The organism is Streptomyces sp. XY006 (genome assembly GCF_002237655.1).
GTDB lineage: Bacteria > Actinomycetota > Actinomycetes > Streptomycetales > Streptomycetaceae > Streptomyces > Streptomyces levis.
This window is the reverse complement of the sequence record NZ_NOKT01000017.1, coordinates 14321-29014: the sequence shown is the minus strand read 5'-3', so window position 1 is coordinate 29014 and position 14694 is coordinate 14321. Positions and strand designations below refer to the sequence as shown.

General features: G+C 72.5%; 13 protein-coding genes. 4 read left to right on the top strand and 9 right to left on the bottom strand.

The window, feature by feature from the left end:
* Positions 1-106: 106 nt before the first annotated feature.
* From CHR28_RS20580 to CHR28_RS20570, 3 genes are all read right to left on the bottom strand, one after another.
* Positions 107-1204: a mechanosensitive ion channel family protein gene (locus CHR28_RS20580; protein WP_094055135.1), complete on the bottom strand. Its 1098-nt coding sequence runs from the start codon at positions 1202-1204 to the stop codon at positions 107-109.
* A 237-nt stretch (positions 1205-1441) separates the two neighbouring features.
* On the bottom strand, positions 1442-2206 hold the full coding sequence (locus CHR28_RS20575) for a crotonase/enoyl-CoA hydratase family protein (protein WP_094055134.1): 765 nt from the start codon (positions 2204-2206) through the stop codon (positions 1442-1444).
* A gap of 46 nt (positions 2207-2252) precedes the next feature.
* Complete coding sequence (locus CHR28_RS20570; protein ID WP_373453371.1) at positions 2253-3236, bottom strand: lysylphosphatidylglycerol synthase transmembrane domain-containing protein; 984 nt, start codon at positions 3234-3236, stop codon at positions 2253-2255.
* Between the two features lie 216 nt (positions 3237-3452).
* Here CHR28_RS20570 and CHR28_RS20565 point away from each other — a divergent pair, with 216 nt between their 5' ends.
* The 4 genes from CHR28_RS20565 to CHR28_RS20550 all read left to right on the top strand — a co-directional run bounded on the left by CHR28_RS20565 (position 3453) and on the right by CHR28_RS20550 (position 8444).
* Positions 3453-5333 (top strand): ABC transporter ATP-binding protein, encoded by a 1881-nt coding sequence (locus CHR28_RS20565; RefSeq protein WP_094055133.1) that lies wholly within the window; start codon positions 3453-3455, stop codon positions 5331-5333.
* A 110-nt stretch (positions 5334-5443) separates the two neighbouring features.
* A complete protein-coding gene (locus tag CHR28_RS20560) occupies positions 5444-5935 on the top strand; it encodes a hypothetical protein (protein ID WP_094055132.1) in 492 nt (163 codons plus the stop codon).
* 110 nt (positions 5936-6045) lie between these two features.
* Positions 6046-7674 (top strand): sensor histidine kinase, encoded by a 1629-nt coding sequence (locus CHR28_RS20555; RefSeq protein WP_094055269.1) that lies wholly within the window; start codon positions 6046-6048, stop codon positions 7672-7674.
* Complete coding sequence (locus CHR28_RS20550; RefSeq protein ID WP_094055131.1) at positions 7671-8444, top strand: response regulator; 774 nt, start codon at positions 7671-7673, stop codon at positions 8442-8444. The genes CHR28_RS20555 and CHR28_RS20550 overlap by 4 nt, the downstream gene beginning before the upstream one ends.
* Before the next feature lie 131 nt (positions 8445-8575).
* Here CHR28_RS20550 and CHR28_RS20545 read toward each other — a convergent pair whose 3' ends face one another.
* From CHR28_RS20545 to CHR28_RS20520, 6 genes are all read right to left on the bottom strand, one after another.
* Positions 8576-9367 carry an ABC transporter permease gene (locus CHR28_RS20545; RefSeq protein WP_094055130.1) on the bottom strand — a complete coding sequence of 264 codons (792 nt, stop codon included), beginning with the start codon at positions 9365-9367 and terminating at the stop codon, positions 8576-8578.
* A complete protein-coding gene (locus tag CHR28_RS20540; protein ID WP_094055129.1) occupies positions 9364-10356 on the bottom strand; it encodes an ATP-binding cassette domain-containing protein in 993 nt (330 codons plus the stop codon). Before CHR28_RS20540 ends, CHR28_RS20545 begins: the two co-directional genes overlap by 4 nt.
* A gap of 56 nt (positions 10357-10412) precedes the next feature.
* Positions 10413-11255, bottom strand: coding sequence for a DUF4097 family beta strand repeat-containing protein (locus tag CHR28_RS20535; RefSeq protein WP_094055128.1), 843 nt, complete (start codon positions 11253-11255; stop codon positions 10413-10415).
* Between the two features lie 83 nt (positions 11256-11338).
* A complete protein-coding gene (locus tag CHR28_RS20530; RefSeq protein ID WP_094055127.1) occupies positions 11339-11854 on the bottom strand; it encodes a toxin-antitoxin system HicB family antitoxin in 516 nt (171 codons plus the stop codon).
* Positions 11855-12300: 446 nt separating this feature from the next.
* Positions 12301-13461 (bottom strand): acyl-CoA dehydrogenase family protein, encoded by a 1161-nt coding sequence (locus CHR28_RS20525; protein WP_094055126.1) that lies wholly within the window; start codon positions 13459-13461, stop codon positions 12301-12303.
* Between the two features lie 23 nt (positions 13462-13484).
* On the bottom strand, positions 13485-14615 hold the full coding sequence (locus CHR28_RS20520; protein WP_094055125.1) for a zinc-binding dehydrogenase: 1131 nt from the start codon (positions 14613-14615) through the stop codon (positions 13485-13487).
* Positions 14616-14694: the final 79 nt, after the last annotated feature.

Genomic DNA, 14694 nt, shown 5'->3' with positions numbered 1-14694 from the left:
ACCGGCCGCCCTGCCGTGACCGGCCGGACACGAGGCGTCGCCGACGGTGATCCGGCGGGGTGGCGCGGATCACCGCCCGCGGATCACCGTCGGCGCCGCCGCGCGGCTAGTCGAACCGGGCGGCGGTCATCTCGCCGGGCTCGATCTCGCCGGTGCGCTGCTGGGGGATGCCGACCCCGCCCTGCTGCAGGGTCACCGTGCGGGCCGGGGCGGGGATGCGGATGCCCTCGGCGCGGTAGCGCTTGTGCAGGCGCTTGATGAACTCGTGCTTGATCCGGTACTGGTCGCTGAACTCGCCGACGCCCAGGATGACGGTGAAGCCGATCCGGGAGTCGCCGAAGGTGTGGAAGCGGATGATCGGCTCGTGGTCGGGCACGGCGCCCTCGACGTCCCGCATCGTCTCGGCGATCACCTCGTTGGTGACCCGCTCCACGTGCTCCAGGTCGCTGTCGTAGGCCACGCCGACCTGGAGCAGGATGGTCAGCTGCTCCTCGGGGCGCATGAAGTTGGTCATGTTCGCCTTCGCGAGCTGACCGTTGGGGATCACCACGAGGTTGTTGGACAGGTTGCGGATCGTCGTCTGCCGCCAGTTGATGTCCTCGACGTAGCCCTCCTCGCCGCTGCTGAGCCGGATGTAGTCGCCCGGCTGGACGGTCTTGGAGGCGAGGATGTGGATGCCCGCGAAGAGGTTGGCGAGGGTGTCCTGCAGCGCCAGCGCGACCGCCAGACCGCCGACGCCGAGGGCGGTGAGCAGCGGCGCTATGGAGATGCCCAGCGTCTGCAGCACCACCAGGAAGCCGATCGCCAGGACCAGGATCCGGGTGATGTTGACGAAGATCGTGGCCGAACCGGCGACGCCCGACCGGGACTGGGTCACCGAGCGCACCAGCCCGGCCACCACCCGCGCCGCCGACACCGTCGCGACGAAGATGAGCAGCACCGTCAGCACCTGGTTGGTGTGGTGCTGCACCGTCCGGGTCAGCGGCAGCACCGCCGCCGCGCCCGCCGCGCCGCCCACCACCGCGGCCCACGGCACCACGGCCCGCAGCGCGTGCACGATGACGTCGTCCCCGCTCCAGCGGGTGCGGTCCGCGTGCCGGCCCAGCCAGCGCAGCAGGATCCGCAGCGCGAACGCCGCCAGCAGGCCCGAGGCCAGCGCGATGCCGGCGAAGAGCAGATCGTCCACGGTGAGCGCCCGGTTCACCGGTCACCTCCGCGGAGAAGAAGCGCGGCGCGGACCGCCGTCGCCGGCGGCCGGATGGGAAGTGTCGTCACGTCGTCCCCTGCTCGTTTCCGGGAAATCTCCGTCGGTGCCCGACCGCCCTGACCCGCGGTCGGCCCGGCCGTTCATCCTGCCGCATCCCGCACGGGGGTTCGTACCGCGGACGGGGGTGAGCGGAGCGTGAATCACCGCACATGACGTACTGTCACGTGGCCTCTCTCACAGGTCCGGGTACGACCCGTGGCGGCCGGCGCCCGCGGCGAACCGGGCGGCGCCCTCCAGGCTCTCGGCGAGCACGCCCGTGCCGTGCCGGAACTCGGCCTCCAGCGCCGCCGGTTCGCCCAGGCCCTCCTGGCCGAGGACGGAGGCCCGGTCGGAGCGCAGGCAGGCCTGCGGGAACCGGGCGATCCCGGCGGCCAGTTCCTCCGCCGCCGCGCGGGCGCGTCCGGGCGGTACGACACGGTTGACCAGCCCCATGTCCAGCGCCTCGGCGGCCGGCACCGGACGGCCGGTCAGGATCAGGTCGAGGGCCCGGCCCGTGCCGATCAGCCGGGGCAGCCGCACCGTGCCGCCGTCGATCAGGGGCACGCCCCAGCGGCGGCAGAACACGCCGAACACGGCGTCCTCCTCGGCCACCCGCAGGTCGCACCAGAGGGCGAGTTCCAGACCGCCGGCCACGGCGTGCCCGGCCACCGCCGCGATCACCGGCTTCGACAGCCGCATCCGGGTCGGCCCCATCGGGCCGTCGCCCTCCGGCTCGACCCGGTTGCCGCGCCCGGTACCGAGCGCCTTGAGGTCGGCACCGGCGCAGAACGTGCCGCCCTCGCCCCACAGCACGGCGGCCCGTGCCTCCTCGTCCGCCTCGAACGCCCGGAAGGCGGCCGCGAGTTCGGCCGCGGCCGGGCCGTCCACGGCGTTGCGCACCTCGGGGCGGGAGAGGACGACCGTGGTCACGGGCCCTCGGCGCTCGACGCGTACCGGCATGGTGAAGTCCCTTCTGCGTGACGGGATCCGCACGCTACCGGGCCGGTCAGATCACCTTCAGCCGCACCAGCGCGCCCAGCGTCAGCGCACCCGGCACCAGCGGCAGCCAGACCGTGACGACCCGGAAGGCCAGGACCACGGCCGTGGCCACCGCGGCCGGGCCGCCGGCCGCGACCAGCGCCACCACCAGCGCCGCCTCCACCGAGCCGATCCCGCCCGGTGTGGGCACCAGCGCCACCGCGCACGTCGCCGCCAGATACGCCACCGCCATGTGCGCCGCCGGCACGTCGAGGCCGAGCGACCGCCCCACCAGCACCAGCACGGACGCCTGCAGCGCCGGGAACGCCAGCGCGCCGCCCCACAGCGCCAGGGCCCGGGCGGGACGGGTGTGCACCTCGCGCGCCTCGCCGAGCGCGGTGCGCAGGAAGGACAGCAGGGCCGTGCGCAACCGCCGGACCAGGACCAGCACGGCCACCGCGATCGCCAGCACCGCGCCGGCCCCGGCCAGCAGCGGGCCGAACGCCGTCTCCGGGACCAGTGCGCCGAGCCGCAGCGCGTCGGGGAACGCCAGGAGCAGGGCGCCCAGCAGGGCGACCCGGCCGACGCTCTCCGCCAGCAGGTACAGCGCGAGGGCGGCCGAGGAGCGGGCGAGCGGCAGCCCGCACACCGTCATGAACCGCAGGTTGACCGCGCTCGCGCCCAGCCCGGTCGGCAGCAGGTGGTTGGCCGCGCCGGCCGCGAACTGCGTGGCCAGCAGCCGCCGTCGGGGCAGCCGCTCGACGACCGCGCCCTGCCGGGTGCAGGCGGCGGCGACCCAGGTCAGGCAGGTCGCGCCGACCGCGGCCAGCAGCCACGGCCACCGGGCCGTGCCGAGATGGGCGAAGCCCTCGGCCAGCACCGAGCGGTGGCGCACCGCGACCACGGTGACGAGCAGGAGCGGGAGCAGACACAGGATCTGCCGGAGGAGGCGGACCGGGACGCGACGGGGGAGTCGTCCCGGGCGGATGTCGGGGAGTTGGACCGCTGTCACATCCGCAGAGGCTTCCCAGGCCGCGCCAACGGCGGGTTGCGGGAGCGCTGCCTGGGGATTGCCTGCGGGAAGCGGCTGTGTGGGAAGCGTCATCGGGGCCTTTGCGCGGACAGTCGGGGGAGAGGGGGATCGGGCCGATTGTGCGGGATGTCGGGGGTGTGACGCGAGCTCCTTGACCTCAACAATGCTTGAGGTTCTACGTTTCCTCGCATGAGTATGGAGACCACGGCATGGACCCAGTTGCACAACGTCGTCAACGCCCAGGAGGAACACCGCCCCTTCGCCCCGGCGACCCTGCGCCGCATCGGCCGGTTCGCCCGCCCGCACCGGCGCCGCATCAGCCTGTTCGTCCTGCTCGGCGTGGCCACCGCGCTGCTCGCCGTGGCCACCCCCGTCCTGGCCGGACGGGTCGTGAACGTGATCGTCTCGGACGGCGACGAGGGCACCGTCGTACGTCTGGCCCTGCTCATCGCGCTGATCGCGGTGGCGGAGGCGGCGCTCGGGATCCTCGGCCGCCGGCTCTCGGCGACCCTGGGCGAGCACCTCATCCTGGATCTGCGCACGGCCGTCTTCGACCATGTGCAGCGCATGCCGGTCGCGTTCTTCACACGCACTCGTACGGGCGCCCTCGTCTCCCGGCTCAACAACGACGTCATCGGCGCCCAGCGCGCGTTCAGCAACACCCTCTCCGGCGTGGTCAGCAACCTCGTCACGCTGCTGCTCACGCTCGCCGTGATGCTCACCCTGTCCTGGCCGATCACCCTGCTCGCGCTGGTGCTGCTGCCGGTGTTCGTGATCCCGGCCCGGCGCATGGGCCGCCGCATGGCCCGGATGCAGCGCGAGGCGGCGACGCTCAACGCGGCCATGGGCACCCGTATGACCGAGCGCTTCTCCGCACCCGGTGCCACCCTGGTCAAACTCTTCGGACGCCCCGAGGAGGAGTCGCGCGAGTTCGCCGAACGCGCCCGCAGGGTCGCCGACATCGGCATCCGCACCGCCACCGCCCAGGCGGCCTTCATCACCGCCCTCACCCTGGTCTCCGCCCTCGCCCTGGCCCTCGTCTACGGCCTCGGCGGCCTGCTCGCCCTGCGCGGCACCCTGGAACCCGGCGCGGTCGTCTCACTGGCCCTGCTGCTGACCCGGCTCTACGCGCCGCTGACCGCGCTCGCCGGCGCGCGGGTCGAGGTGATGAGCGCCCTGGTCAGCTTCGAGCGGGTCTTCGAGGTGCTCGACCTGAAGCCGCTCATCCAGGAGAAGCCGGACGCGCGCCCGGTGCCCGAGGGGCCCGTGGCGGTCGAGTTCGACGACGTCCGCTTCGGCTACCCCGCCGCCGACCGGGTCTCCCTGGCCTCCCTGGAGGAGGTCGCGACCCTGGACGGGCGCGGCGGCGACGAGGTCCTGCACGGCATCTCCTTCCGCGCCGAACCGGGACAGACCGTGGCACTCGTCGGCTCCTCCGGCGCCGGCAAGTCGACGATCGCGCAGCTGCTGCCGCGCCTGTACGACACCGACGCGGGCGCCGTCCGCATCGGCGGCGTCGACGTCCGCGACCTCACCGCCCGCTCCCTGCGGGAGACCCTCGGCATGGTCACCCAGGACGGGCACCTCTTCCACGACACCGTCCGCGCCAACCTCCTCCTCGCCCGCCCCGGGGCCGGCGAGGAGGAGCTGTGGGACGCCCTGCGCCGGGCCCGCCTGGACACCCTCGTACGGACCCTGCCCGACGGACTCGACACCGTCGTCGGCGAACGCGGCTACCGGCTCTCCGGCGGGGAACGCCAGCGCATGACCATCGCCCGGCTGCTGCTGGCCCGTCAGCGCGTCGTGATCCTCGACGAGGCCACCGCCCACCTCGACAACACCTCCGAGGCCGCCGTCCAGGAGGCGCTCGCCGAAGCCCTCGAAGGCCGCACGGCGGTCGTCATCGCCCACCGGCTCTCCACGGTCCGGGCGGCCGACCAGATCCTGGTGGTCGAGGCCGGCCGGATCGTGGAACGCGGCACCCACGAGCAGCTGCTGGCGGCGGGGCAGCGGTACGCGCAGCTGTACCGCACCCAGTTCGGCGAGGCACGCGCCGTCGTGGACAAGGCGGCCTAGCACCCTGAACGCCCTTGTGGACCAGGCCGCCTGGCGCCCTGAACGCCACTCCGGGCCGGCGCGTACTCCCTGCCGAGTACTCCACCGACCACCGCACCCGGAGAGGCGACGTGTCCCAGCAGCGACCGACCGTACGGACCACCCACCGGACCCCGCCCCGCACCCGGCTCCTGCGCGCCGTCGCCGCGGCCGGGGTCCTGGCCGTGCTGCCCCTCGCAGCGGCCTGCGGCGGTGACGGCCACGGCGAGGCGGTGGGGAAGCCGACCGCGTCCGGGGCGCCCGCCGCCGGGGTCGTCGCCCCGGCGAAGGTGGAGGTGATCGCCGGACTGGCCGGCTGCACGGCGAAAATCCGCACCGAGGCGGACGAACTGCGCGAAGGCGTGTGCCACACCCCGAAGGGAGACTTCCTCATCACCACCTTCCCGGAGGAACGGCTGAAGGAGACCTGGCTGGAGTCGGCGAGCGTCTACGGGGGCAGGTACCTGGTCGGCATGCGCTGGGTGGTCAGCGCCAAGCCCGGCATGCTGGAGCCGCTGCGCGCGAAACTGGGCGGCACCATCCGGGAGTTGTCGGGCATCGGCCCCCGCCCGGACAGCTCCTGAGCGCACCGCCCGCGGCACCTCCCTTCCGGTTTCCGCAGGTGGACGTCATGATGGTGCGACCCGGCACATGAGCCGCTCCCCTTGTGTCGCCCTCGCAGATTGAGTTCACCGTGGTCGCCGCCTTCCGTCGCCATTCGCTCGCGGGCGAGATGCTGGTGCTCCAGCTCGCCATCGTCGTGGTGGTGCTGCTGGCGGTCGCCGGCGTCTCCCTCGCCCAGTCGCAGGCCACGTTCGACCGCGTCGAGGGGCGCCGGGTGAGCGCGCTGGCCGAACAGCTGGCCGCCAACCCGCTGGTGCGCAGCCAGCTGGTGCGTCCCGCCCCCGGCGAGGCCCTCGCCCCGCTGGTGCTCTCCACCCAGGCCCAGTCCGGAGTGACCTCGGTGACGGTGGCCGACGCCGCCGGGCGGATCGTCAGCTCGACGAACCCCACGCTGATCGGCGGGCGCATGCCGCTGGAGCCGGGCACCGACCGGGGCCGCGGCTGGTCCGGGCAGCTGACCCTGGACGGCAGCCGGGAACTGACCGCCCAGGTCCCCGTCCTCGGCGCGACCGAGGAGAACCTCGGCCGGATCCTCGGCACGGTGATGATCGGCGAGGCCGACCCGACGGTCTGGCAGCGGCTGAGCGGCGCCTCCTCCTACCTGCTCGCCTACCTGGGCGTCGCCAGCGGCCTCGGCGTCGCCGGCTCGTGGCTGCTCGCGCGGCGGGTCAAGCGGCAGACCCTCGGCCTGGAGCCGCGCGAGATCGCCGGACTCGCCGAGCACCGGGAGGCCATGCTGTACGGGATCGCCGAGGGCGTGGTCGCCCTGGACCCGCAGGACCGGCTCACCCTCGTCAACGACATGGGCCGCCGCCTGCTCGACCTGCCCGAGGACTGCGTCGGCCAGAGCCTGGACGGCCTGGGCATCGACGGACGGCTGCGCGACGTGCTGGCCGGGACCGCCGCCGGCACCCGGGACGAGGTCGTGGTGCGCCACGGCCGGGTCCTGGTGATGAACCGGATGACCGTCACCAAGGACGGCCGGCCGCTCGGCTCGGTCACCACCCTGCGCGACCGGACCGAACTCGCCCGGCTGGAGCGGGAGATCGGCTCCTTCCGCAGTTCCTCGGAGCTGCTGCGCGCGCAGGCGCACGAGTTCGCCAACCAGTTGCACACCATCTCCGGGCTCATCCAGATCGGCGAACAGGACGAAGTGGTCCGGTACATCAGGGCGGTGAACCAGCGCCGCCAGTCCCTGGACGTCACCCTCAGCCGCCGCGTCCGGGACACGGCGGTGGCCGCGCTGCTGATGGCGAAGGCGTCCCTCGCGGCCGAGCGGAAGGTCAGCCTGCGGATCTCCGACGACACCGCGCTGGAGCGGCTGGCCCCGGAGGACGCCGCCGACGTGGCGACCGTCGTGGGCAACCTGGTCGACAACGCCGTCGACGCCGCCGGTCAGGACGAGGAGGCATGGGTGGAGGTGGCGCTGCGGCAGGACGCCTCCAGCGTGGAGATCGTGGTCCGCGACTCCGGCCCCGGAGTGGCTCCCGAACTGGCCCACGAGGTGTTCTCCCACGGCTTCACCACCAAGGCCGCCCGGGAGGGCGAGCGCGGTATCGGACTGGCCCTGACCAAGCTGGTCTGCGAACGGCACGGGGGCGAGATATCGGTGTCCAACACCCCCGACGGGGCCGTGTTCACCGCACGCATGACCGTCGGTCACGTCCCCGGAACGGCGGCGGAAGGAGTGGCCCCATGACCGCGGCACAGGATCCGGCCCGCGACGCGGCACGGAACCCGGCACGTCCTGCGGACCGGGACACGGCACGGAACCCGGCACGGGACGCGGCGGACACGATCGACGTGCTCGTGGTCGACGACGACTTCATGGTGGCCAGGGTCCACCGCGCCTTCGTCGAACGCGTCGAACCGTTCCGCGTCGTCGGCGTCGCCAACACCGGCGCCCAGGCGATCGAGGCCGCCGACGCGCTCCGCCCCGACCTCATCCTGCTCGACCTGTACCTGCCCGACATCTTCGGCCTGGACGTGATCCCCCGGCTGCGCAGCGCCGGCCACGACTGCGACGTCATGGTGATCAGCGCCGCGCAGGAGGCCGACACCGTGCGCGGCGCGGTCCGCCACGGGGTGGCCGACTACCTCCTCAAACCCTTCGACTTCCAGGACCTGCGCACCCGCCTGGAGCGCTACGCCGCCCAGCGGGGGCGGCTGCTGACCGCCGTCGTCCGCGGCCAGGCCGACGTGGACCGCGTCCTGGCGGGCGCGTTCGCCCCGGCGGCCGTGCACACCCTGCCCAAGGGCATGAGCGTGGAGACCGCCGAACTCGTCGAACGCGCCCTGCGCGAGGCGGACGGCACCCTCTCCGCCACCGAGTGCGCGGCCCTGACCGGCGTGTCCCGCGTGAGCGCCCGCCGCTACCTGGAGTACTTCCACAGCACCGGCAACGCGGAGGTCTCCCTGCGCTACGGCGCCGCCGGACGCCCGGAACGCCGGTACGCCTGGCGGACGTGACGCCCGACGACGAAGGGGAACGGGCCGTCGTCCCGCGGGAACGCCGGGAGGGCGGCGGGCGCCGAGGTGGTCTCGGCGCCCGCCGCCCTCCGTCCGGGAGCGGGTCGTGCTCGGCCGCGGGTGCGGCCCGGTTACCGCGGGTCGCGGTTGAACAGAGACTTCGACCAGAAGTAGCCGAGGGCGGACAGGCCCACGCACCAGGCGATGGCGAGCCACCCGTTGTTGCCGATCTCGGTGCCGAGGAGCAGGCCGCGCAGGGTCTCGATGGCCGGGGTGAAGGGCTGGTACTCGGCGATCGGCTGGAACCAGCCCGGCATGGTGTCGGCCGGGATGAAGGCGCTGGAGATGAGCGGCAACAGGATCAGCGGCATGGCCATGTTGCTGGCCGCCTCGGCGTTCGGACTGGCCAGGCCCATGCCGACCGCGATCCAGGTGAGCGCCAGGGCGAACAGTGCGAGCAGTCCGAAGGCCGCCAGCCACTCCAGCGCGGTGGCGTCGGTGGACCGGAAGCCGATGAGCGCGGCGACGGCGCCGACGAGGATCAGGCTGAAGAGCACCTGCAGCACGCTGCCGACCACGTGCCCGATGAGCACCGAGCCGCGGTGGATCGCCATCGTGCGGAAGCGGGCGATGATGCCCTCGGACATGTCCGTGGAGACCGACACGGCGGCCCCGATCACGGTGCTGCCGATGGTCATCAGCAGGATGCCGGGGACGATGTAGGCGATGTACTCGGAGCGGTCCGCGCCGCCGCCGCCGATGCCCGCGCTCAGCACGTCGCCGAAGATGTAGACGAAGAGCAGCAGCATCATGACCGGGGTGAGCAACAGGTTCAGCGTGAGGGACGGATAGCGCCGGGCGTGCAGCAGGTTGCGGCGCAGCATCGTGTTCGAGTCGCGGACGACGAGGGAGAGGGCGCTCATCGGGCAGCCTCCTTGTGCTGGTCGGTGTCGCCGGTCAGAGCGAAGAAGACGTCGTCGAGGTCGGGGGTGTGCACGGACAGCTCGTCCGCCTCGACACCGACCGAGTCCAGCCAGTCGAGGAGGGAGCGCAGTTCGCGCTGGCTGCCGTCGCTGGGGATGCGCAGGGCCAGCGCCTCGTCGTCGCGGTTGGCGACGCTCAGCGTGGCGACGGCGGTCTGGTAGGCCGCCGGGTCGGTGAAGCGCAGGCGGATGTGCCCGCCCGGGATGAGCCGCTTCAGCTCCTCGGCGCTTCCCTCGGCGGCGATCTTGCCGTTGTTCAGGACGGCGATGCGGTCGGCGAGTTCGTCGGCCTCCTCGAGGTACTGGGTGGTGAGGAAGACCGTGACGCCGTCGGCGAGCAGCTCGCGGATGATCTGCCACATGTTGTGCCGGGAGCGCGGGTCGAGCCCGGTGGTGGGCTCGTCCAGGAAGATGATCCGCGGGTCGCCCACCAGGGTCATGGCCAGGTCCAGCCGGCGCTTCATGCCGCCGGAGTAGGTCGAGGCGGGCTTCTTCGCCGCGTCGGTGAGGTCGAAGCGCTCCAGCAGTTCGGCAGCGACCCGCCGGCCCTCCTGCTTGGGCAGGTGCTGCAGGTCCGCCATGAGGAGCATGTTCTCCTCACCCGTGATCAGGCCGTCGACCGCGGAGAACTGGCCGGTGACGCCGATCGCCGCGCGTACGGCCTGCGGCTCGGCGGCGACGTCGTGGCCACCGACGCGCAGTTCACCGGCGTCGGCCGTGATGAGCGTGGAGAGGATCTTGACGGCGGTGGTCTTGCCCGCGCCGTTCGGACCGAGCAGGGCGAACACGGACCCGGTCGGGATGTGCAGGTCGATGCCGTCCAGAACGGTCTTGTCGCCGAAGGACTTGCGCAGCCCGACAGCCGAGATCGCGGCCGGGGGTGGCGCGCTCTCACCCTTCCTGGACGTGGGCATGACAGGAGAAGACATGGAGCACTCCCTTTCGGAGGCTGAAGTGACGGGGATGAGCGGCGGGCTGTTGGTGCTCAGGCCCGGGCGCGGCGGATGTCGATGTTGCCCCAGTTGGATCGTGCGTGGACCCGGACGGTCTCCTCGGTCTCCTCCGGCGCCTCGGACGCCGCAAGCGTGTTGCGCACCTGCCCCCGCTTGGAGCTGACGTCAAGCCAGGCGGCGGTGCCCTCGCGCACGCCGACCTCGATCGGGCCGTTGGAGGTCTCCAGGTGAACGGTGCCGCGGGCGACGTCGCCGACGCGCAGGTGACCGTTGGTGGTGGTGCCGGTGACCGAGGACTCGACCCGCGCGATGTCGACACCACCGTTGACGCCGTTCACGCGCAGTTCGCCGGTCACGGCGTCCACGGTGGTGCTGCCGTGGGAGTTCTTCAGGACAGCGGGCCCGTTCACGACTCCGACGCGCAGATTGCCGGAGTTGGTGGTGATCTCGGCCATGCCCTCGACCCGGTCCACGGTGATCGAGCCGTGCGAGGCGGACAGGTGGAGCGGTCCGGTCGTGTCGAGCCGGACGTCGCCGGCCGAGGTCTTGAGGCGGACCTCGCCCAGCCGCCCCTCGCCGAGCAGCTCGGCACTGGCGCCGGAGACGTCGATGTGCGAGCCCGTGGGCAGTTCCACCGTCACGTCGACGGTGCCGGAGCGCCCGACGAGGTTGGCCTTGGGGGTCCGGATGGTCAGAGTGCCGTTGGCGAAGGAGATCTCGGTCTGCTCCACCACTCGCGTGTCCTGGTCGCGCTTGGGGTCGCGGGGCTCCACCGAGACGACGGTGTCCGTGCGGTCGCCGGCGGTGAACCGGATGGATCCGGAGTAGACGTGGGCCGTGACCGAGATGGGCTCGGGCGTGTCGAAAGAAGGCATGGCGGTACTGTCCTCGTGGGTCGTCGGGCCGCCCCCGCTGGTGGGACGTGGTGTGGTGTGGCGCGGTGCGGACGCGGGCGGGGCTAGCGCACCCAGCCCGTCAGGCTCTGTCCGACCGTGCGGGTCTTCTCCGTGGCGCGCGCCGGGGTGCCGCCCTCGACCGCGGCGGCCACCGCCCGGACCAGCCAGGCGTTGACCGAGAGGCCCTCGCGGTTCGCCGCCTCCTCGGCGCGGGCCTTGAGGTGGGCGGGCAGACGCAGGTTGATGCGGGCCGGGCCGCCGCCCTCACTGTCGGCCGGCACCTGCGCCACGGGTGGTTCGACGGTCTTGACCGGTTCGGGGGTGGTGTCGTCGGCGGGCGGGGGCGTCACGACGAAGTCGGGCTCCAGACCGCGCAGCCGTACATCGACCGAGCCGGGGGCGAGCTCACGCGTGATCTCGTCCATGGCGGCGGACAGGACGTTGAGCAGGGTCAGGCGGGTCGCCGACTCCAGCGGGGCGGTAAGGCGCTCGGCGAGCTCGCGAGCTTCCTCCCCTCCGGCTTCGGCGGCCACCGCGAGTTCACGGCGGAGTGTGTCGACATACGGGCTGAGGTCCATGCCGTCAGCATGGCACCACAATGGCGCCGCGCGCAAGCCTGTATGGCGCTATGTGGGTGACAGTTTCCGGACGAGTGCCCTTTCCGGGGCGAGAACCGGCGCACGGAGCCCTCTTGGCGCTGCTGGGTGACACGGGCGCTCCCGCGTGGGTGAACACGCCGGATGGCGCCGGATGGTGCCGCATGGTGCCATCCATGCCGCCCCGTGATGTCAGGGCCGCACCGCGCATCGACCGGACCCAGTGGCCTACCGCGGTGATCAGGCGGAAGCAGCGACGCCCCGGCCGCGGACGGTGCCCGGCACGGTCGGCACGGCGGCCGGCAGGCGGCGACCCGGGCCGGCCGGGGACGGGGGCCGAAGAGGCGACGGACCGGTGCGATCGCGGGTCAGCGCGATCGCACCGGTCCGGGGTGCTCAAGGCGACGGATGCCGTCCGGGCCCGCCGCTCACCGCCGCTTGCGGGCAGGAACCACATAGCGGGCGTAGACGAGGTCTCGCATGATGTCCTCGCCGCCCTCGACGATGGCCACGTACCGCATGTCGCGGACGAGCTTGCCCACCGGATGGTCCTGCGTGTAGCCGAGACCGCCGAACAGCTCCGAGCCGGTCGACACCACCTCCCAGCCCGCCTGGCCGCAGAAGAGCTTGGCGGCCAGCGCGGAACGCAGCGTGCCCACCCGGTGCAGGCCGGCTCCTCCGCTCGCGGCCGCTTCGAGACGGTCGTCGAACTCCGCCGCGGCCGCCCGGCACTGGTTGCGCATCACGTCGATGAGCGTCTCCATCTGCCCGAGCTTCCCGGCGAACACGGCGTTCTCGGTGAGCGGGGCGCCCCGGAGCGTCTTACCGGCCGCGTAGTCCATTGCCAGGTCCCGCACGCGCCTGGCGATGCCCACCGCGCAGGCGGCGATCAGGATGCGGCTCGCGTTCAGGCTCGCCTCGAGGATGCGCAGCCCGCTGCCGTGGAGGCGGTGCGTGGCGGGAACGGCGCAATCGTCCAGACGGACCCGGTAGGTTCCGGCACCCCGGACGCCGAGCAGGTCCCAGCGCTTGACGATCTCGACCCCGGGCGTGTCGCGCGGTACCGCGACGATCGCGAAGTCCGCGGCGTCGTCGGCGGACCGGGCGAGGACCAGTAGCAGCCCGGCCGCGTCGGTGTTGGTCGAGAAGTACTTGTCGCCGCTGAGCACCAGCCGGTCACCTTCCACGCGGAAGGTGGTGGTGATCCTGACCAGCTCGCTGCCGGCCTCCTCCTCACTGCCGAGCACGGCGATCCGGCCGCCCTCGGTCACCAGGGACTCCAGGGCCGGGCGGGCCAGTTCCTCGCCGCCGAAGTGCTGGAGCATCACTCCGCCCAGGACCGGCAGAAAGGCACCGAAGGCGAACCCGGCGTCACCGTAGGCGAGTTCCGACACCACGTCGACGCTGTCCGTCACGGACAGGCCCAGCCCTCCGTACTGCGGGGGCACCCACCAGTTGGCCAGGCCGAGGTCGTGCAGCCGGGCCGCCTCGAGGGTGGGCTGCTCCGGCAGGGCGTCGAAGTGCTCGTCCTTCCCGGTCAGCTCGGTCGCGACGAAGTCCCGCACCCGGGCGAGCAGTTCCGCTGTCATGGCACCTTCTCCCTTCGGGCCCGTCAGACCGGGTTCACGTGGTACATCGGGAAGTACGAGGCGATCCGGCCCTGGGCGTAGTCGTCGGCCAGCTCCGGCACCCGGTCGAAGTCGTAGACGACCTCCGAGCCCTTCGGCGCGATCCAGCCCTCGGCCTCCTGGAAGTCGCGGATGGCGGGAGATTCCTGCAACTGCCACACGTGGGTGTTCACGAGGATGTGGCGGCTGATGGACTCGGCGCCCCGCAGATGCGTCAAGCGCATCCCCGCCTTCCAGCCGCAGGTGGTGACGACCCCCGCGCGCGCCAGCGAGGCCAGGGTGATGTCGTACAGGGGCTGGCCGATGTTGTCCACGAAGATCGCGACCCCGTGGCCGTCGCTCAGCTCGTCGATCAGCTCCCCGAACCTGCGCACCGAGTCCCGGCGCCGCTGGTGGCGTTCGCGGTCCGTGCGCTGCTCCCGGGTGGGCAGCGAGAGGTCGGGGAACAGACGGCGGTCCACCGGGGTGATCCCGTTCTCGCGCAGGAAGGCGACCCGCTCGTCGGAGCCCGCCGTCATCGCCACCCGGAATCCGGCACGCTTGGCCAGCAGCAGTTCGGCGAAGGCCACTCCGCCGCCCCAGCCGAACACCAGGTGGTTCGCCGGGTCGTCGGTGACCTGGGTGCGCCAGCAGCCATAGGCCTTGTGCCAGTTGTCCCAGGCCGTGTAGTAGCGCCCGTACGTGGCCCACTGGGCCAGCGAGTACGGGGTGCCGTCGGGGATGGGCAGCAGCACCCGCACGTCCATCTTCGACTGCTTGGCCAGCAGGCCGATGGTGTGCGGGGCGTCGTAGGCGTAGGCGAGTTCGGCGTAGCCGAAGCGGTCGAGCTTCCCGAACGGCATCAGCATGCACAGGTCTCCCTCGCGGACCCGGGTGTCCCGGCCGCCCGCGTTCACCTGAAGCACGCGTACCACTCCCATGTTGCCGACGACCACCACGTCCTCGCCGCGGCTGCTGCACACGTCGATCGGTGAACGGGCCAGCGCGTGGTCGACGTTGGCCTCCCAGGAGCCGAGGATCGGCTCCACCAGGGCCTCGCCCTCCTCCAGCGGGCCGAAGGTGAACACGTCGCGCCGGAGCGCGCTGCCGGGACTGCCGTCGTGAGGGCCGGTCATCGCGCCGGAGCGCAGGACCCAGGCATCGGGCGAGTAGATGACAACCTCCAGAGTTCGAGTGCGGGTCCGGGACGGGCGC